Raw genomic sequence first — 21,599 nt, 5'->3', positions numbered from 1 at the left:
TCTTGTTTTATCCCTTTGAATTAACTCTGTCCCCAATAAATATCGGGTGAGCCAAATTTTGGGGTCAACGGTAGGAAAAAAGGTTTGTAAGTGGTAAGTTATTCACTCGACAAGCCGTTAGTTATTCACTTGGGAGACCCAAAACAGGGCAGTTTATATTGAATATGTTATTTATTGTAGGAAGATTTTTAGTAAGCCTTTATTCAATGTACGCACGTACATTATATTATATACATGAAAATGAACGGTGAAAACGATCGTTTAGATTAGTCTTTTGCAAAGGTACGCGTTTCTTTGACACTTGCAACCCTTCCTTGCTATTTTTTTTGCCCCTTATCGGCTTTCTTATCAATAGAATAGCCTATCCTTTACGAAACAACCGATTCGGCAGACGAACCTCTCTTTTTCCTCCTTTAAAAACGCAAGATCTAAACGATCGTTTAAACTAGTCGTTTCGGTATAGACGAAGGATGATTAAGGATTTGATAGATATTCAATTAACACTATTATTAATATTTAAATTTTCGATTTATGAACAGAAAGATTTCTACATTGTTTACGGCGGGTCTGCTGATGGCGGGTTCGTTGTGCGGTAGTGCTTGGGCGCAAAGTTCTATTCAGCAATTGGCTGGCTTTGTGAATGGACAGGGGACGTTTACCGCAACGCCTGCTACGGAATTGAAGGCTGGACACCAGTATGTATTTGTTAATGATCAGACGAATAATGAGGCTTATGGTCATGAGCTATCGGGTAGCACCATTACAGAGTCTACGATAGGATTATCTACGCCTCTTGCTGATAATGATGATGTTAAACAGTATGTTTGGACTGTTGGCATAACTGAATCTCCGAAAGGCTTCTTCTCTTACAATTTTACGAATGTTGAGACAGGAAAGCTTTTAAGGGTTAATGTCGGCTTTACGGCTATAGAGAAAAACACGAAAGTAGAGGATAAGAATACGAATAAGGATTTCGTATTTGATGGATCTTCTGTTTCTGCTCTTACGGGAGGTGCATATTCTGGCACGAATAACAATTTGTATATTTATTCATCTTCTACTCCTCTCAACGGCTTGAATTGGGGTAGTAATGTGTCAACAGTATCTACGACGATTGCGGCTCCGATCTTTTACGAGGTTAAGTCTGAGTTGTTGACGAATTCAGAGGAATTGAACGCATTGTACAATACATCTGGTTTCTCTTTCGTTTCTAAACGTCTTAAAGATCAAGGTGAAGAACCTATCGGTAACTTGTTTAACGACAAAATGGTGGTAGCTCGTTATTTGGCTCGCCCAATTACGATTGATGCTACACAATACCCGGGGTATTCAGGATCTTCTTCAGACTTGCAGATTCCTGCCGGTATGTACTTCTTTACGAAAAATGCTCCAGCTTTAGATAATAGTGACCAAGTGGTTAGGGACTATAATGCGTGGTTGAACGCTACGGTTTTGGTTGCAAGCTCTACAGAGACAATGGAGGGAACGAACGCCGGACGTGCGAATGGTGATGGTTTCTCTTTGGTAGAGAAGGAAATTGGTGACTTGAACCTGTATGTAGGAACAGGTGCGGCTTGGAAGACACAAGGTGACGAGATTTCTATCCATAACGCTTGTTTCCGTGTTCAAAAGAGTTACGTGGAATCTTATCCGTATGAGTTGAATCTGGATCGTTTCCGTTTCAGAATACAAGGTAGCAAGGCCGATCATAAGGATGCTCAAATCAAGTTGGAGATTTTGCAGCATAATGATAATTTCTACTTGACTACGATCTCTAACACTTCAGACAAGACGGATAAGTTCATCTTTAAGTTGGGCGTTGCCGGTACGAAGAAAGGTATCGAGTTGTTGAACAAGGAGGCTAAGGCAGCTGTTTATACGATCCGTGTATTGAGCGGTAAGCAAGGGGATGTGAAGAGCGTATATGGAAAATATTTGACTTCTGCGGTCGATAATGGTAGTTTTGAGCTTGTCGCAAAAGCGAAGGTGTTGTCACAGACAGAGACTCCGGCTTATCAATGGATGATTACAAGCGTGGATGATACTTATAAGATCACTTTCACGAATCGTGAGACAGGTGATCATTTCCTTACGACATTGTTCCCTAAAACAGATTTGGGTGAGAATGTATATGAGACAGCTGTTCCTTCAACTCGGGATATCACTCCTATCTATGTTGATGAGAATACCTACCGTGAGACTGCTTCGACTCAGACCGTAGAGTTTAAGCGTCTGTTAGTGGAGTTGACGAAAGTAGAAGAAGTTGATCCATACGCAGGTTTCTTGAACGTAGATGACCAGACTTTGGTAACAATGGCTTTCGCTCGCGACAACAACGTGACTTCCAATAAATGGTATACCGCTGTTACAAAAGACAATAATAGTAATGTCTACAAATTGAATGCTGATGGTAAGTTCGCCAACAGCGTATCCGATGCCGCTCAATGGCAATTGATCAAAGACGAGGCTCCGAAGACGATCATCGAGAGTAGCTTCGTTTACAATAGAGGTAACCACGTGACCGTACAGGCTAAGGGCGATAAAGGCTATGCTTATGCTTATCAATTGCGCTATATCAATGATGGTATAGAGACTAATGCCTATTTCCCGCAAGGTACAGGTACTAGTACCCATGTTAACGGTGCAGACGTTATGGCTACGGCAGATGCGGCTAAGTTCGTTATTAAACAAGCTGCTGATGGCTCTGTTTATTTGATTCCTGTATCAAGTACGAATGCGAATGTTACAACTGTATTTGGCAAGACTACGAAATCAGTAGTAGCTGTTAAGTATAACAATGACGAGTATGTGTATACAACTCCATCCGTAGTTTATGCATTGCCGGGTAATAATCAAGACATGACATTAAAGACTTACTTGATCGAGGAAGCTCCGGAAATCAGCTATCCCGCTAAGAATGGCCATATCTCATTGGTAAGCGAGTTAGGCAACTATATCTCCTTGAACGAGAACCAAGAGGGTATCGTAGTGAATAATGAGCAATACTCATTCTATTTGCGCGTAACCGATACGAAAGCGATCGTTCCTTCTTTCTATATCTCTAAGGGTACGGAAGATCCTAATAGAAGCTTGTTCTTGTTCAATCCGAAGGATTCTGTGGACTATTATGTAGCGGACGGCATGTACGACAAGAAATATGAATGGGCTGAAAAAGCTACTAAGGCTATCTTCAAGTCTGCTTCTATCGAGGCAAACAACGATACGATCTCTACGGTAGTAAAGGGTAAGGAAGTGAAAGTTGCGAAAAATGCTGACGACGAAGGCGTATTAGGCGGCTTGGATAACTTCAAGGTTCAGATTATCCAATGCGCTGACGATGAGGGTATGTATGTGATCCGTTCCGTTAAGGAGAAAGGTCGTTACTTATATGGCCTCAACGACAAATTGGCTTGGGGTACTGATAAGAATAGCGCCATGAAGTTCACGATCACTGCTGGTGATCCTACTTCCAACGAGTCTGTAGCTGATGGCGCTGCCGGTGTTAAGGTAATAGGTGGCAATGGTATCGTAGAGATCCAAGGCGCAGCCGGTAAGAAGGTGGTTATCTCTAATATCTTAGGTAAGGTAGTAGCCGAGACTATTCTTGCTTCCGACAACGCTACGATCGCTGTTCCTGCTGGAATCATCGCAGTAGCCGTAGAAGGCGAGAACGCTGTTAAGACAATAGTTAAATAAAAATATAATGACGATATTAAGTTCCCGTGAGGGCCTCGGCCCAAGTATCCCGTGAGGGCGAACAAGCGGGAATGGATTAATATTAATACTAAAGTAATAAATTAAAGTTCATCCCTTAGTACTTCCGTGAGGAAGGAAAGCGGGAAAAGAATTAGCCCCGGTCGTTTATTCGATCGGGGCTTACTTTTGGGGAATCCACAGAAGAGAAAAAGACGGACTAATAAAAGACCGGCAACAAAGGTCACTAAAGTTTGCCGGGAGATTACACGAACAAGATTTCCGTATCCGGCAAGACAGCAGAGATATTTTCAATCGGATTGATGGAAATTTTAGCCGCATGTAACCATGCCAACTTTTGCTTTAATTTTTGCATCCAGACACTCATACGGGCTTTGTGTTCTTTTTCACCAGCAATGTCTAGTTCTATACAGGCAATAATGACTATCTTTTTCTGATTATCAAGTAGCAACTGATTAATCCGGGTAAAAAAATCCTCATCATTGGTCGAAAAACGAGCAGAATTAGTTACCGTGGCGATTGTGTCCCTAACTTTGACAGCAATCCTGCGCATTAATTCCTCGCCTTTTGCCTGAAGCACTTCCTGAGTCTCTGCATCGTGTGTATGCCCTCTGTAATTCTTTACTTCTACCAAAAACAACTGTCTGTTGTCATGAATACCTAAAAAGTCCACCGCTTTGGTAGGCTGCAAGGCATTGCTTACTTTTTTGTGCGCCAAATGTTCGTCGTACTTGACAACGTTCCATTTGGGAGATTGAAACTTGAAGTTTATGCCGCTTTCCTGAAAATTACTCATATTTGCTGATGAATTGTTGTTCCAAGTCGTAAAAGGCTGCATATTCCTCCAGAATCGGATTGCTCTGTATGCCTGCCAAGGTTTCGCTTTCCTCTACAATGATTCCCTTGCCTTCTTTTTTCAGCCCAAAGAATTTGACAGATACACCGGTGTGTTCTTTATACTCGGAATAAAGAGAAAGCGTATGTGTAAGCAAATAATCGTGTGTAGCGATGAAAATCTGCAAACCACATTCCTGAAGCACAAGGATGAACTTCGACACCACTTTGATAAGAGCCGGGTTCAAATTGGCTTCCGGCTCATCCCAGAACAGAATGGTGTTCGCATTAATTTCCCCATTCAGTATGAGGTATAAGATAGAGGCCAACTTGCGAAGACCTTCTGCCACCAAATGCGCTTCCATATTACCACTTTCCGTCTGTATATAGAAACGTCCGTTCATCTGCAGTACCTTGAACTGCAATTCCCGTTCCAACAACTCAACAGCCGGTCTCAACGGATTATCTTCAGACTCACGCAATACGGGGAGAGCCAATGCGTGTGCTAGATTGATGTAGGTCTGGTCGAATGAAATCTCACGCTTACTGCTCAAACCGATAAAACCCTCGAACAAAGAGAACATTTCACGAGGAGGGATGTAGATGAAATGACGGTCGTTCCACTTCTCGTCCGTTTCCAATTTCACAGTCGTCTTGGCTGCAGAGGAAAAGCTATATTGCAATACCTTGCTATCTATCGTAACCGCAATGTTCGCCCTACCGGAAGGTAGTCCTTTGCTGACCAAATTGCCGATGATGTCCGGCTTGAAATAATAGATCATATCTTCCGCCAAGATATACTCAAACTGCTCTTTGGAAGCAGAGTTCTTGCCGAGGAAGTCGTGACGTGCCTGCAAGGTGGCAGCCAAGCATTTAAGCACGTGTGTCTTGCCGGTACCATTCTTGCCGATGAGGACATTTACTCCTTCGGTGAAATCGAAACGATTGTTTGCAAAGCCCGTGAAATTAGTCAGTAATATGCTGTTAATCATTGAATATACCTCATTTTTAACTAAGTGTTCACAAAAGTAACTTAAAATTGGAAAGTAACAAAGTTGGATTCAAAAAAGTTACAGTTACCCAATGATGTATTCTATCCTCGGTAAACAAGATATAAGGACCACTACGTTTATCTCGTTGGCAAAGTAAGTTAACTTACTTGGGCATTTTAATTAGCTTACTTTGCCAACGAAGCTAGCTTACTTTGAAAGTAGGGTAATTCGGTATTAATGATTCGTCCCCTCGAATAAATCCTTTGAATTGTTGGATAAGCCATTCTTTAGCTTGAACTGGTTGAACGTATAGCTAAGGGTCAAGCCTATCAACGGGTAATCGGGCCGGATTCGTGTTTTGGAAATCAAGTTCGAGGAAGTGATCGTATTGACATAACGGGCCGTATTGAAGACATCCCGGAAAGAGAGGGTGGCCGTCAACTTCCGTTTGAAGAATTGTTGCCGTATCGCTAGGTTGACAAACCAGAACGACTGGGTTCTTCCTTGGGTGGTTACGGAAGGACCTACGAAATTGCCGTCAAGCTGTATCCTTGTGTATTTCCCGGCCGTGAAAGCGTTGTTCCAAGCGATCTCGTAATTGGTACTGGTCTCATTCTTTCCGTCCGTCTTATACTCGTTCTCTACCCGGTAGTGATAAAGGCTACCGTTTATTTGCGTATTCCACCAACTGGTGGCCTGCAAACTGCCCGATAGTTCTATTCCGGTGGAATAATCATGTCCCACGTTCGCCATGGAATCCAAGGTAACCCCGGCTTGGTAAGGAACCCGTAATCGTTCGATCTTGTCTTTGCGGGTTCGGTGGAATAGGGAGGCAGACAAGGCATTGTCGCCGGAAGTCAAGGAATAATTCAACTCGAAAGAATGAATGTACTCCGGGCGTATATCCGGGTTACCGATCTCGGCTGTATAGTAATCCTTGTAAGTGATGTATGGCTCCATGAAATAAAGCTCTGGTCGGGTCGTACGACGGCTGTAAGCGAATAGAAGCTTCTGATTTTGTGTGAGGTTATAACCGATATGGGCGGATGGGAACAACTCAAAACGCCTTTGTAGGCGGTTCGCCCAATCTTTGGAGCTACGTAATACTTGATGCGTATGTTCTCCCCGTAATCCTACTTGAAAATCAAAAGACCGGTAGCTATCCCCAACGATCGCATAAAGGGAGTTGATCCCTTGTTGGAAATAGAACGTGTTGTAAATATCGTCACGCCAGAAGAACTCTTTGGTATCCGGGTTCCAAAACTGCATACTATAATCGCCGTCTTCCGAGTATGAGAAATATTGATAACCCGCCTTGATTTGTCCGGTTTTGCTGTATGGAAATACATAATCGGCTTTCGCACGGACGGTCCAACGATGTTCGGCCTCCCACGCACGATGACCTTGCTGGCGTACGTTGTTTTTGTCGAACAGATCGCTTTGGAAATATTCCAGAGCGTCGCCTCCATATTTCAAGAAGAAGCTACCGCTAAGGTTATGCCCCTTATCATTGAACTTATGATCCACGGCCAGATTCCCTAGTCCGAAAGTCTCATGGATATCAAAGTCGTCAAGGCTCTTGAACTCTCCGTTCTCGAATTGCTCGCCATTAGCGGAACGTTCTTCCGTATATTCCAGATCTCCTTTTCGCTTGAGTCCGGCATATCCGCCTTCCGCGTTAATAGAAAAAGTCGTTTGTTTTTGCGTATAGCTCCAACCTCCGTTGAGAATATATGCGTAGCCGTTACTTTCACGGGGGCCATTGGAATAAGAAGTCGTTGTCGTATCGTTTACCAACGTCGTTTTCTCTTGGGTAAAATGACTTTTACGAAGTCGGTTTCCCACATAACCGCCTATACGCCATTGAGACGCCTTGTTTTGTCCGGTCAACAAGAAATCCAAGGTCCGGCTCCATACCGTATTCCCGCTTAGGTTGATTACTCCGCTCAGCCCTTCCCCGAAGTTCTTCTTGGTAATGACATTGATGATCCCGACATCACCCCCAGTATCATGTTGGGCGGACGGGGTGGTGATGATCTCTATATTCTGGATTTGTCCGGACGGGATCTGTTCCAAGGCTTGGGTCCCGGTAAATATACTGGGCTTTCCATCTACGTAGACCGTGAATCCGCTACTTCCCCGGAAGGTAACCTCTCCCTCGGCGTTCACCCGGATGGAAGGCGTGTTCTCTAGGATATCGACAGCGGTTCCTCCCGAGGAAAGCAGGTTGGAAGAAGCCTCGATGATCTTTTTATCCAGTTTATAGATGACTTGTTTCTTGTTGGCTACGACCTCCACTTCCTGTAAGCCTACCTCAAGCATTTGCATCGGGATAATACCCAGATCTTTGATTTGCTCTGTAAGGATAAACTCCTCTCCCATATAAACATCATATCCCAGAAAATGGATACGGATCGAATACGTTCCCGGTTTTACGGGCTGGATTAGAAAAGAACCGTTCGCTTCAGTCATAGCTTCTTCGACGATATGATCTCCATCATATAATACAACGTGAGCGTAGTCTAATGCCTTACGGGTGGTTTGATCGATTACGATTCCTTTAATACCCGGATTCGCATGGATAGATAGTAGTGCGCTAAGGAATACTAGCGATAGAAAAAGTTTTCTCATATTTTACATTCGTTTTAGAATTGATACCGCAAAGCTAGGGAAATAGGGAGGGAGCGGGCCGGACATATGTTTCATAATACCGTACAAATCGTTCAATCTTTCTGTTTTCTGTGATTTTCACCCACTTAATCTTTATATTTGGGGCATTAATCGGATGAATGGATGAGAATATACCTTTTACTGCTGTTTGTACTTATGGTAACGAGAACGCAAGCTACCAACGTTATTTTTGACCGGATAACAATGGATAGCGGGCTTTCTTCTTCCTCGGTGACCTCTATTTTGAAGGATCGTACCGGGTATGTCTGGGTCGGGACGACTGAAGGCTTGAACCGCTACGATGGATATACGTTTAAAGTATTCTTGCCCGTACCGGATTGTCCGGAAAGTATACAAAGCAGTTCTATCGATAAATTATTCGAGGATTCAGATGGAGGTATCTGGATCTTTTTTTCCTCGGGTGGGATTAGCCGTTATGACAGAGGTTCGGATACATTTTTGAATTTCACGAAAGAATGGCTTCGACAACAGTTACGTGTGTATGGTAGTCCTACTTGTTTCTCGGCCTCCGTTCCGGGACATATCTTTATAGGTACGGAGAACGGGATGTTGGAGTATGATGCTAAAGAGAAGAAATTGGTACGCCTTTCGCCGGCGGGTTCGGTAGTCTCGTCGTCTCCTGTGAATTGTTTGTATTCGGCGCCGGATCATTCGTTTTGGGTAGGGACTTTAGCTGGTTTTAGTTTGTATGACAAAGAAACAAACCACTTTCAAGATTATACGATACGGACAAATGACCGGGAGGATATCAATGCCGGCAATTTGAATGGCGTTAACGCGATCTATATCGACCGGTTTGATTATATGTGGTTAGGTACGGGACGTGAAGGGGCTTTTCGTTCGCTTGATATGGGAGAGCGAGAGATCTTCCAATCTGTCGGTCGTGAGGATACTCGGGTATATCAATTCTTGGAGACCGGTGATGGTGATTTCTGGATCGGACATAATAAGGGGGTAAGCTTGATTAGCTGGATGAACCGGCTTGCCTTGCGATGTGAGCATTTCTTTGACCGGCCGGAGGATCTGGAACCTACGGGAGAATGCCAAGTGCGATCCATCTTCGAGAGTAAGGACGGAACGGTCTGGTTTGATGATAGCCGTTTCAATCAAGGTCTTTTTTATTATTCTCCGAAGGAGAGGAAAATGGGACAGTTGAGGAACGTGCCGGAAGACGCACATTCTATCAGCAGTAACCAGATTACCTGTTTGTTTCTGGATGACTCGGATCATCTGTGGGCGGGGCATTCCACGTATGGGGTGAGCCATGCGGATTTAACACCTTCCTTGTTTCGATATACCTTGGGATACACGGAAAAAGAGAATCTGTCTTCTCTTCATATCCTAGCCGTTTATGAGGATTCGGACCTGAATCTTTGGGTTGCGACCTCTAGGGGATTAGATCGGATTAACCATAAGACTTCCCGGGTAGATATGCGTTTTACCTTCTCACCCCGAAAAAGTCCGTCCTCTTTATCCGGAAAGATTATAGGTTCTATCCGTGAGGATTCGGAGCGGAACCTATGGATCAGTTATCAAGACGCCAACCCGGACCGGTTGAATCTGGATGATTTCCGAATCCGCCCTTTTATACCGGATTACCAAGTCTCTTATGATTATCCGATCAACTCGTTGTCGGAGTTATGTAACTTATGCGTGAGCGAAGAATCTTGGTTTTGGGGAGGAGCGGATGAGGGGCGGCTTCGGGTGTGGGATACGAAGACGAGAGCACTTATCACGTATCGATATATACCGGGTGAGATGAATCCCCTTGCGTCGAATCATATTCATTGTCTGTTTGTGGACTCTTCCGGTTATTTGTGGATCGGTACGAATGCGGGGTTGGATCAATACGACAAGCGAACCGGGCGATTTGATCATTTCACGGTACAGGATGGCTTATCGGGAAATATCGTACGAGGAATCCGTGAAGGTGAGCCGGGCATCCTGTTTGTCAGCACGAATAAAGGGCTGAGTCGCTTGGATATACAAAACCGGCATATCGTTAATTATACGACGGCAAACGGTTTATTATCGAATGAGTTTATGGGTGGCGCTTGCTGTAAGCGCAAATCGGGTGAACTTGTATTTGGCAGTAATGAGGGGATCGTTTCTTTTGATCCCGTTCAGTTAACGGACGGTTTGAGAAAAATACCTGAGTCTTTGCAAATCACGAACCTCACGATCGGAGACTCACGTGAGAAGCAAGGTTTACAGGTGGGTTTTATCGCGTTCGATTATTCTCATCCCCGTAGTATCCGATACCGGTATCGTCTGGATGGATATGATACGGATTGGCGGGAGGTGGACGCCAGCGATCGTACGGCTATATATAACCGCCTACCACCGGGAAACTATGTGTTTCGGGTGGAAACTTCCGGCAATGGTTCCTATTGGAGCGCTCCCATTACCGAACCTGTCAGGATCTTTCCTCCTTGGTGGCGGACGTGGTGGTTTATTTTGCTGGTATTCGTGGTTGTATGCGTACTGTTGTATATCGCCTATAAGAGCCGGGTGCGCTGGTATCAGCTTCGCCAAGCCGAGTTGGAGCGTAAGATACAAGAACGTACACGGCTGTTGAAACAGGCCAAGCAAGAACTGGAGGAAAAAGATGCGTTGAAAACTCGTTTCTTTATGAATGTCTCTCATGAGCTTCGTACCCCTCTGACGATAATCAAGGGATTGACGGAGGATCTGGAACGGCATTCCGGTTCAGAAGAATCTTGTGGAGATAAAGAAACTTTGCGTACGATCTCCCGGAATACCAATCGCTTGATTCGGCATGTCAATGAATTACTGGATTTATCGGTATTGACCCGGGGAGTTCCTTCCCCGCATATTGTTTGTGCGGATCTCAGTCGATTCTTAAAGGAGATTTCGGAAACCTTTATTCCTTTGGCCGATTCCTATAAAATTGCGTTTACGTATTCGATTGCCCCGGATATCTCAATCGCTTATTTTGACAAGAATATCCTAGAGCAGGTTCTATATAATTTACTGTCGAACGCATTTAAGTATACGCCGGATGGTGGTTCGGTAAGCTTTTCCGCTTTATTGGAGCAAAGCTCATCCGATGCGGTCATGACTTTACGAATTACGGATAGTGGAATCGGCATTCCCCCCGAATCGTTACCGTATATTTTTGATCAATATTATAAGGGGGAATCGATAGCGTTTCGCCGCTCGGAGAGTTCGGGGATCGGCCTTGCGTACACAAAAGAGCTATTGGAGTTACATAAGGCAACCATTCAATGTGAGAGTGAATTGGGGAAAGGTTCTGTTTTTACGGTTGCCTTGCCTATATCGGAAGAGGCTTATCCTGAGGAGTGGTTGGAGTATTCGGAACCTAAAATGGAAGAGGCATCTTTGCGGGAATCAGTTCCATTGGAAGGAACAAACCCGGTCCCGGAGAATCTACGACAAACGCTTTTGTTTGTAGAGGATAATGAGGATCTATGTCGTTATTTGATGAATGCTTTTCAAACGGATTACCGGGTCGTGATAGCGAAAAACGGAAAGGTCGGCTTGGAGAAAGCCATGGAGATCCTACCGGACGTGATTGTCTCGGATGTAATGATGCCGGTCATGAATGGGATTGAATGTTGCGAGGCTTTGAAAACGGATGAACGGACGGCCCATATACCGGTTATCCTATTGACTGCTTTAGCGGAAGAACGTCAACAATTGGAAGGGTATGGAGCCGGAGCGGATGATTATCTGCCTAAACCGTTCAGTCTTGCTGTCCTAAAAGCGAAGATCAAGAATCTGCTCAAACGTAGTGAGCAACTAAAGTTATATTTCAGGGATCGGTTCGACTTGCGTACTCCGGAGCAAACCATCGCCGATCCGGATAAGGAATTTGTTTCGAAAGTGACAAGGGTCGTTCTGGCCCATTTGCAGGACCCGGAGTTTGATGTAGAGCTTTTCTGTTCCGAGATGGCGATGAGCCGTGCCAGCTTATTTAGGAAATTAAAGTCTACTACTGGTTGCTCCGCTTCCTCATTCACCCGTAATATACGTATAAAGCGTGCCGCCGAGTTATTGGGGCAGCACGCTTATTCGATCGGGGAGGTAGCTGCTCAGGTCGGCTTCTCCGATCCGAACTATTTTACCCGTTGCTTTAAAGAAATTTACGGGATCACTCCGAGTGAGTTTATTCAGACTTCACCGAGTTCACAGGATTCTCATTCGCCGCTTGCCAGTTCCGGAAAGTAACGGTACCGATCGTAACCGAGAGAATGATTAGGAAAGCTACGATGAAGACCCAAAGATGGAGTGGTGTTTTATAAGCGAAATTCTCTAGCCACTGTTGTGTTCCCATCCATGCTATTGGGATCGAGATGATGAAGCAAACGGAGACGATCCGGATATAAGTCTTGTTGAACATCAAAAGAATCTGTCCGGTAGTCGCTCCGTTGATCTTGCGGATACCGATCTCTTTCCGGCGGTATTGCGTCTCAAATAGCACGAGTCCGAATACACCTACGATAGAGATCAAGATCGCCATTATTCCGAATAGGGAGATTAGTTTACCCAGTGTTTGTTCTTTCTGATATAAATTGTTTAAGATGGTGTTGTAGAAAGAGATCTCGAAAGGGAAAGTCGGATCGATCTCTTTCAATGTTTCCCGGACGTGGGCGACAGCTTCCTGTAAATTCGTTTTCGAATTGAAGCGGATATAGGATACCAATTTAGGATTGGGTATATCGTTATTCAATGCGAATACGAAAGGCGAGCTTGCGATCCGGCAAGAGTTAAACCGGAAATCCTTGCTGACTCCTAGAACCGTACGATCATTGAAACGATCTCCGGGATGTAAGTGGAAATCCCGCTCTGCCGCCGGATTGATGATATAATCACTTTGTGCCTTGTTTAAATCCTCCCGTGTAAAATCCCTTCCTTCCTCTACTTGGATATCCATGACGGAAAGGAAATTCTCGGAGGCATAGAATACCTTGAAGAATACATCCTTATCTTCATGACGGGCATATTCGAGATCGATCATGTCATCTTCTTTCGATAATTCGTAGACGGAGAAGGCCACATCCTCTATTCCCGGATAATCTTTAAGTTTCTGGATATATTGGGGCTTATGCTTGGCGTAGATCTCCGGTGTCAGGTTCACGATGGCTACTTGGTCTTTATTGAATCCTAGTTGCTCGCTAGAGGTCATGAAATGGTTCTGAAGTCCCATGAATAAGGTGACAATAATCAAGGCGATCGATACCGTGTATTGGAAACCGATCAGGGCGACACGTACTTTTTTCCCTTTGGGACTAAGACCGAAAGAGCCCTTTAGTACCAAGGCTGGCGCATAGGAGGTACTTCGTATAGCTGGATAAAGTCCCGCCAAGCAACCCGTCAAGATAGCGATCAGTGCAGTGAGAAGGATCAGGCCTTTGTATTGACTAAGACGTATATCCGCATCTACCCAATTAGCGATCGGTGTGTAAGACAAATCGTTTACGATGAATAAGGCGAGAATGTAGGATATCAAGCAGATCACGATCGATTCAATCAGTGAGATGGCTTGTAACTTATAGATGGAGCATCCTAATACCCGGTGCGTATTGATCGTTTTCAATCGTAGGGGAATCAACGAGGTTGTGAGATTGGTAAAATTGATTCCGGCGATGAATAAGATGAGGAAAGCGATACCCAGTAACACATAATTTGTCTCCCGGTGACCTTTCGGATTAAAGTCGAAAGTTGTATCATGCGTGTAATAAACTTCCTTTAAGGGGGTTAGACGTAATGCGATCTCTTGCGCTGAACCCATTTGGCTTTTAGCGAAATCGAAAGTCTTGTTGAAATGATCCAATACCTCCTCTTTATTTAGGGGATCGTCTAGCGTGACGTATATTTCGTTGGCATACATTTGCCAAGAACTTTTTAATAGATCCAGTTGGTCCATCGGGACGTAAATACGGTTTTGTACTGTAGTATTTCCCGGGAAATCCTTATAGACACCCCCAATAGTAAGTATCGTGGTACTTACAGGTTGCCAGCCACTACTGCCGGACATCCGGATACGTTTACCGATAGCGGATTGTTTGTCGAACAGCCTTTTGGCGACACTCTCCGGAATGAGTACGGAACCGGGAATGGATAGGCATTCGACGGAACCTTCTTTCATGTGGAAATCAAAGACATCTGAGATATTGGGTAGACAAAGCTGGAAGTTTTCCTTAAATACTTTCGCTTCTCCTTGATCGTCTACCTCGTCGATTTGGCAATACCGTTCTCCTCCGTAGAATGGATAACGGTAGGAGTAATCCGTGATATGAGCGGATGAGTTAACAAAAGCATCGCTAAACATTAGGCAATGGATGGCGTTATGCTCGAATTCTCCGTGATTTGCCTCTAGCCGGAAGGTTCGGCCCGATTTACTGTGCATGGCATCGTAATTCATCTCGTAATCCACCTGCATTACTATCAGGAGGAAGGCGGCGAAAGCGATTGTCAAGCCGAAGAGGTTTAACACGACGGCGGTCTTAAACCGCTTGAATAGATAAAGTAAGTTTCGAATCATTAGTTTCATTGTAACAGGTTTTAAATATATTCATTTTTTAGAAAAGAGGCAAATAATGTGCCATCGATGTAACGTTCTGCTAATCATAAGATAATAGAAAAATGCTTAGAAACGATTGTGTGTGCCTTCGCACGGTGCACGTTCGCTTTCGCACGTTATTTGATTTTAATTCGTAAGTTCGCGGATGTTTTACATATAGAAAGATAATTCGGAAATATCAGCATGGAAACTTCAAATAAACTCTGTTATTGGTTCCTTTTTTATAAAGACCAACTGTTGCTTCAGAAAGAGAATGATACGTATACCATCCCTTATGGCGAGAATCCCCCAGTTCCGGTTTCTCATACGCTGGAGGTTGATTACCGGGATGGACTTCCCGCGCGTACGGCAGAATTGGATACTCCGGTGGAGGGGAATGACCGTTACGTACATATGGGGTTGCGTGCCTCTTGGGATTATATCTCGAGAGCGTGTTACGAGAAGGCGGGTAAGGCTTTTCAATTGCTTTATTGGGATAGCCATAGCCGTTTCTGCCCGGTATGTGGTACTCCTACCGTACAGACTACGTCGATCATGAAGCAATGTCCTTCTTGCAAACATGAGATTTATCCGACAATCTCAGCAGCGATGATCGTCTTGATCCGTAAGGAGGATTCGATTCTTTTGGTACATGCCCGTAATTTCCGGGGAACTTTCCATGGATTAGTGGCCGGATTCTTAGAAGTTGGCGAGACCTTGGAAGAGTGTGTGCGTCGGGAGGTCCGTGAGGAAACGGGTTTAGAGGTCGATAATATCACTTATTTCGGAAACCAACCCTGGCCTTATCCGAGTGGCTTGATGGTAGGCTTTGTAGCGGATTATGTAAGTGGGGAAATTAAGTTGCAGGATGAGGAACTAAGTTCTGGTGCCTTCTATACCAAAGATAACTTACCGGAGATCCCCCGTAAGTTGAGCTTGGCCCGTAAGCTAATCGATTGGTGGTTGGATCATCAATGAGGAGTCCTTTTTTGCGGCCTCTGCCTGTTGTCTTTCGAATTTCTTCCTTTTAGAGATGACATCCGGGGTAGGGAGGTTACCGTAGTTTTGCCAAGTTCCGTTGCGTTTTGCGTTGCGTTTATGGACATATGTTTTCCGGCTGGTCATCCTTCCTAGATCGAAGGTAGCTAGTGAAGTACGACCACTGGACGGAGTCCTTTTCAATTCATCTAAGATAGATTGATAGACAGGCAGTATCTTTTTATACGGTGGATTATGTCGCCAGAATACCGATGGTGGTAAATCCTTCAATGCTACTTTTCGGTGTGTCGTATCGTCTTGTTGGATATATTCTGAGAAATCTTTGGTGATAGGGATATTGCTGGGAGCGGCCAGTTGAGGTTTCCCCATCGGTTTTCCTGGTTCCGGGTTGAGGAAAGAACCGCTTTGGATTGCTTTTTGGAATTCAGGGTTCAATTTGATGGAATCTTTGCCTGCTAATACATCCTTTAGCCAGATCGAATCTTGCTCAGTCCATTGCGCATAGCCTAAGTGTATATTTATACAGACGAAAAATCCAATCAATAGTGGTCTCATGAATGCCTGAATTGTTAATTGTGTTCAAAGATAGTCTTCCTTCTTTCTCCTCGTTTTTTCTTTCGCTTAAATAGTCTTACCGTTTACTTAATCTTAACCCTCTTTGCGGACTATTAATTTAACAGTTCATCTGTGCACGATAATCGTTCGATTACGCACGCTTCTTCCATTGATTTAATACCTACCTTTGAGGCATCACAAACTAGTTCAGCGCTTATGAAAAAGGGAAAACTATTAATTATAGATGATAATGAGGACATCCTTTTTGCCCTTAACTTATTACTGGAGCCCTATATGGAACAAATAAGAGTGGCTACGCAACCGGAGCGCATCGATCATTTCATGCGGACTTTTATCCCGGATATTATCTTGTTGGATATGAATTTCAAACGGGATGCTATTAGTGGTCAGGAGGGTTTCTATTGGCTGGAGAAGATAAAGAAGATAGACCCGGACGTGGTGGTTCTTTTTATGACTGCCTATTCGGATACGGATAAGGCCGTGCGGGCGATTAAGGCGGGAGCTACCGACTTTATCCCGAAACCTTGGGAAAAGGAGAAATTACTCGCTACACTCTCTTCGGCATTGGAACTTCGGGAGAGTAGGGCGGAAGTGCGAAATTTAAAGAAACAAGTTGAGATTCTTAGTTCACCCGAGGATGCTGGCTTCGAGATCATCGGTGAAAGCGAACCGATGCAGGCTATTTTCGCTACGGTCGATAAATTAAAGAATACGGATGCCAATATATTAATCTTGGGGGAGAATGGAACCGGTAAAGATTTAGTTGCCCGCGCCTTATATCATCAATCTCCGCGTTCGGGGAATCTTTTCGTCGGGATCGATGTGGGCTCTATTCCGGAACAACTTTTCGAGAGTGAATTATTCGGCTATGAGAAAGGGGCTTTTACGGATGCCCGTAAGGAAAAGCCGGGACGAATGGAGGTAGCTTCCGGTGGCACCTTGTTCTTGGATGAGATCGGGAACTTAAGCCTTTCCATGCAAGCGAAACTGTTGACCGCTTTGGAAAAACGACAGATAACCCGCTTGGGAGCAACGCAACCCATACCGATTGATATCCGGTTGATCTGCGCAACGAACGTGAATATCCATCATCTTGTGGCAGAAGGTACTTTCCGGCAAGATCTTTTATATCGTATTAATACGATCGAGTTACATATTCCTCCCTTGAGGGAACGAGGAAATGACGTGATCTTATTGGCTGAACATTTCTTGTCGAAGTATGCTCGTAAATATAAGAAAGACTTGAAGGGCATTAACAGGGATGGGAAGAATAAGCTACATAATTATGCTTGGCCCGGTAATGTACGTGAACTGCAACATGCGATTGAACGGGCGGTTATCTTGTCTGAAAGTAATTGGCTAAGGCCGGAAGACTTTATTCTGCGTTCTGTCCCGCTTAGGGATAAGGAACCATCCGATGAGTTAAATTTGACGGTATTGGAGAAAGAAGCGATCGAACGTGCCTTACGTCGTGCCGAGGGGAATATCACTCGTGCCGCCGAGCTTCTAGGGATTACCCGCTTTACCTTGTATCGTAAATTGGAGAAATTTGGCTTATGATACGTTACTTGTTGTTCGCTCGTATTTTGGGGATCGTGGTATTGTCTTTTACTGCCTCATTCTTAATGCTGAAAGGGTTTTTGTTTATTCCCGTGCTGTTCGGATTTTGTATTCTTGCGCTTTCGGTTTTCTTATATAAGGATCAGCAAAAGACTGTTAAGCGGATGGAATACCTGATAGAGAGTATTCATTACGGGGATCTGAGCCTGTTTTATCCTTCCGATTCAATGACGGAAGACGAAAAGGCTTTGGCCTCTTCTATGAACGCTGCCTTGGAGGCTTTACGGAGTCGATTGTATAATTCGGTGGTCGCTGAGGCGGAAACCGAGGCATGGCAGAAACTTATCCGGGTATTGACGCATGAGATCATGAACTCGATCGCTCCGGTAATCTCTTTATCAGAGACGGTAGCCGAGCGTGCGACGATAAATGGCATGAATGAGAAAGACTACGCTATTATGGTACAAGCCATGCAAACGATCCACCGAAGAAGTAAGGGGTTATTGGATTTTGTCGAGAATTATCGGAAATTAACCCGTCTGCCTTTACCTACTTTACGAAACTTCTCGGTTTCGGCTCTCTTTGACGATATCCGGCTTCTATTCCCGGAGAAATCCGATATCCTCTTCTTTCATGTAAAGCCGGAAGACTTGAATTTATATGCGGACCGGATCATGGTGGAACAAGTATTAATTAATCTATTGAAAAATGCGATAGAGGCTTGTGAAGAGTCCTTATCTCCTCAAATAGTCGTGGAGGCTGTCCAAAAAGCCGGCATGGTTATTATTTCGGTGATTGATAATGGTAGCGGAATTGTTCCCGAGGCGATCGACAAGGTCTTCGTGCCTTTCTTCACGACTAAATCTAAAGGTTCCGGTATCGGATTAAGTCTTTGCCGGCAGATCATGAACCGTCATAGAGGAAGTATTAGTCTCGACTCTCAAGTAGAGAAGGGTTCCTCTTTCGTTTTGCGTTTTCCGATTGTTACCAAACGGATTCTATAAATAAGTATTAATACATGCGATTAGCTTATCCGGCTTGATCGGTTTAGCGATGTAAGAGGAGAATCCGCTTTGTTTTACCCGTTCCTCATCTTCCGCGAAGGCGAAAGCCGTTACGGCGATGATAGGAATGGACTGGTTCTTTTCCCGAATTACCCGTGTAGCCTCATAGCCGTCTACGATCGGCATTTTTAGGTCCATTAGGATTAAGTCCGGTTGATATTTATTGAATAAATCGATCGCTTGTTCCCCGTTCCATGCGTGTATAAGGTTATAATCTTTCAACATGGCTTGGAATAAAGTATAGTTGCTTTCGTTATCTTCCGCTATTAATAGGGTTGCAGATTTGGATGACTGGCTCTTCTGTACATTCTCGGTCTTTGGTTTCTCATGCGGGACTTCCTGCATCTCTAGTATCGAATAGGGCAACGTAAACCAGAATGTAGAACCTTTTCCTTGCTCTGATTCCACCCCTATATCTCCACCCAGACGCTTGATAATCATCTGGCAGATCGATAATCCTAGCCCCGTTCCTTGCACAAAGCTATTTAACTTAACGAAACGGGTGAAAACTTGACCGATCTTATCCTTGGCGATACCGCATCCCGTATCTTTTACATAGAAATACAACTCATCATCTCTATGGCGGTAGCCAAACAGGATGCTACCTTGAGTCGTGAATTTGATGGCGTTGTTGATAAAGTTCGTAATGACTTGGGAGACCCGGTTACGGTCGGTGCGTAAGATACAATTCGGGATCTTCTCGACAAAGCATACCTGCACACCATCTTGCGCCTTCAAACGGGAAGACTGCTCGATATCGGAGAATAGTTGATTGACATCTACGTCTGAATCCACGAATTCTAGCGTACCCGCCTCTATCTTGGCTAGATCGAGAATATCATTGATCAATTGCAATAGCAGGTCGTTGTTGCTATTAATGATATTGATATATTCCTCTTTATCCTCCATATTCTCGGTTACGGCCAATAATCCGGAGAAACCGACGATCGCATTCAATGGCGTTCGAATCTCATGACTCATATTCGCCAAGAACGCGGATTTCAAACGATCGGACTCTTCCGCTCTCTCTTTCGCTTTCCTCAGTTCGTTCTCCGCCTGTTTTTGTTTTGTCACATCTTCTTTCTTGAAAATAACCCCGATAAGGTTGTCGTGCTCGTCTAATACAGGGTTCGCCAAAATATGAAGATACTTTCCATCGCCGAACTCATTCGTGATATCGACCTGCTTTTTGGTTTCCATGGCCTTTGCGACCGTGCAACGGGTACAATAAGGCTTTACTCCGTTCTTGACCAAGAAGCAATTAGCCGGACCGAATTCAGGGATACAGTCATGGAACTCTACCTCATTTCTCCATTTTACGGTATAATCCGGCTTGATGAAATAGATGGAAGCTTGGATATTATTCATGATTAGTATATTATCCTTCTGTAGATCCAATAACTTATCTTTCAGTTTATTGGTCCGGATAAAGAAGATTAATATCATAATCAGGAAAATAAATAATACGGTGATTACGCTTAGCAAGATCTCGAACCTGTATTTGGAGAATAGGCTCGGGTCCTCGTTGATAATAGTAGCGTCGTGGGGCAATGACAATCTGCTGATATCAAAAGCCTTGATCTTTGAAGCGTCGAACATATATCCATTGGGAATGATTTGTGGATGGATATCTTTAGGGGCGATTTTCTTCTCCAATATACTTAAAGCCTCTTTCGCCAAATCGGAACCTATAGGCCTGTATTTGGGACTGAAACCTCCGATGGCCCAGTGCCCTATGCCGACGGATGCCAATGTGAATGTCGGGATTCTGGGATTGGCGGTCATCATGGTATACGTGGCATTTCCAACATAATACCCGTCGTTCACGTCTACACGCCATGTACCAATCAATATCACGGTCTGATCCGGCAGGTTCTTGATTTGCTCAACAATGGTGTAGATATTATTCTTTCTTCCATCCAGTAATATCAAGTTCAGATCCTTGATATTTTCCATTTCCTTTTTTACCAAGGTCTGCATAGCTAAACCACCGTAGGTATTATCGGTGATTAATGCTATATTTTGAGTTTGGGGATATAGCTTACGTATTAACCGGATATTTTCTTTTACGTCATAAGAATACAAGAACCCGCCAAGGTGTAAACCTTTATCTACGTACTCTTGGATATCGATGTATTTCGGTTCCCATTCAGCGACATTTAAATCCGAGTCGGGTAATAAGATCGCATTCTTACTGATCATACCGCATAAAACCGGTAAATTAGGCTTGTATTCTTGGGAGATATAAGAAGCCCATGCCTCTTGACCTAAGATAATGATAAGCTGAGGGGTGTTATTTTCCTTATATTTATCCAATATACCTCTCATCTTACCGTCCCATAAGGGGGCTTCCGGGAGGCTCTTACAGTTCATGTTCTCGATAACCACCGGCGAGATACCACCTCCCCGCTTATATTCCTCCATAAACTCGGAAATATTGGCGGTCGTATTACGTGTATCGGGATTGTAGGAGCTAATGATTAAAATAGGGCCTGCATTATCTGTAGCGTATAAGTGGAAAGAAAAGACCAGACTTAACACGATAAAGAGTACGAATCGTATGTAGTATTTTAATAATGTCATTCTTTACCTACCTATTCATGTGCTTATTTGCGATTAAAG

Annotated in this window: 11 protein-coding genes; 5 read left to right on the top strand and 6 right to left on the bottom strand. The window is 44.1% G+C overall.

The features are described from left to right. The first annotated feature begins 531 nt into the window (after positions 1 to 531). Positions 532 to 3,696 (top strand): DUF6383 domain-containing protein, encoded by a 3,165-nt coding sequence (locus DW033_RS04520; protein WP_122382488.1) that lies wholly within the window; start codon positions 532 to 534, stop codon positions 3,694 to 3,696. 262 nt (positions 3,697 to 3,958) lie between these two features. Here the strand turns inward: DW033_RS04520 and DW033_RS04515 are convergent, their stop codons facing one another. From DW033_RS04515 to DW033_RS04505, 3 genes are all read right to left on the bottom strand, one after another. Beyond that, positions 3,959 to 4,510 carry a hypothetical protein gene (locus DW033_RS04515; RefSeq protein WP_005867515.1) on the bottom strand — a complete coding sequence of 184 codons (552 nt, stop codon included), beginning with the start codon at positions 4,508 to 4,510 and terminating at the stop codon, positions 3,959 to 3,961. Continuing rightward, positions 4,503 to 5,540 (bottom strand): ATP/GTP-binding protein, encoded by a 1,038-nt coding sequence (locus DW033_RS04510; protein WP_005867516.1) that lies wholly within the window; start codon positions 5,538 to 5,540, stop codon positions 4,503 to 4,505. The genes DW033_RS04515 and DW033_RS04510 overlap by 8 nt, the downstream gene beginning before the upstream one ends. Before the next feature lie 234 nt (positions 5,541 to 5,774). Continuing rightward, a complete protein-coding gene (locus tag DW033_RS04505) occupies positions 5,775 to 8,171 on the bottom strand; it encodes a TonB-dependent receptor (RefSeq protein WP_122382487.1) in 2,397 nt (798 codons plus the stop codon). A gap of 162 nt (positions 8,172 to 8,333) precedes the next feature. Between DW033_RS04505 and DW033_RS04500 the strand changes: the two genes are divergently transcribed. Next, positions 8,334 to 12,443, top strand: a complete 4,110-nt coding sequence (locus tag DW033_RS04500) for a hybrid sensor histidine kinase/response regulator transcription factor (protein ID WP_122382486.1) — start codon at positions 8,334 to 8,336, stop codon at positions 12,441 to 12,443. Here the strand turns inward: DW033_RS04500 and DW033_RS04495 are convergent. Further along, entirely contained in the window at positions 12,382 to 14,769 is a 2,388-nt protein-coding gene (locus DW033_RS04495; protein ID WP_044545156.1) for an ABC transporter permease, read from the bottom strand. The two genes, DW033_RS04500 and DW033_RS04495, sit on opposite strands and share 62 nt — an antisense overlap. Positions 14,770 to 14,982: 213 nt before the next feature. Here DW033_RS04495 and nudC point away from each other — a divergent pair, with 213 nt between their 5' ends. Beyond that, positions 14,983 to 15,756, top strand: a complete 774-nt coding sequence (gene nudC / locus DW033_RS04490) for an NAD(+) diphosphatase (protein ID WP_009016882.1) — start codon at positions 14,983 to 14,985, stop codon at positions 15,754 to 15,756. Here nudC and DW033_RS04485 read toward each other — a convergent pair. Further along, entirely contained in the window at positions 15,727 to 16,332 is a 606-nt protein-coding gene (locus DW033_RS04485; protein WP_008772812.1) for a DUF4858 domain-containing protein, read from the bottom strand. The genes nudC and DW033_RS04485 overlap by 30 nt on opposite strands. Positions 16,333 to 16,548: 216 nt before the next feature. On the opposite strand from DW033_RS04485, the gene DW033_RS04480 reads away from it, so the two are divergent. Both DW033_RS04480 and DW033_RS04475 read left to right on the top strand, forming a co-directional pair. Next, positions 16,549 to 17,913, top strand: a complete 1,365-nt coding sequence (locus tag DW033_RS04480; RefSeq protein WP_009275379.1) for a sigma-54 dependent transcriptional regulator — start codon at positions 16,549 to 16,551, stop codon at positions 17,911 to 17,913. Next, positions 17,910 to 18,917: a PAS domain-containing sensor histidine kinase gene (locus tag DW033_RS04475; RefSeq protein ID WP_057326206.1), complete on the top strand. Its 1,008-nt coding sequence runs from the start codon at positions 17,910 to 17,912 to the stop codon at positions 18,915 to 18,917. The genes DW033_RS04480 and DW033_RS04475 overlap by 4 nt, the downstream gene beginning before the upstream one ends. Here DW033_RS04475 and DW033_RS04470 read toward each other — a convergent pair. Further along, on the bottom strand, positions 18,912 to 21,560 hold the full coding sequence (locus tag DW033_RS04470; protein ID WP_122382485.1) for an ATP-binding protein: 2,649 nt from the start codon (positions 21,558 to 21,560) through the stop codon (positions 18,912 to 18,914). The two genes, DW033_RS04475 and DW033_RS04470, sit on opposite strands and share 6 nt — an antisense overlap. Between the last annotated feature and the right edge of the window lie 39 nt (positions 21,561 to 21,599).

Origin of the sequence: Parabacteroides sp. AF39-10AC, assembly GCF_003635405.1 — a bacterium.
Classification (GTDB): domain Bacteria; phylum Bacteroidota; class Bacteroidia; order Bacteroidales; family Tannerellaceae; genus Parabacteroides; species Parabacteroides distasonis.
The sequence above is the reverse complement of the archived record's forward strand: the minus strand, read 5'-3'. Positions and strand labels throughout refer to the sequence as shown.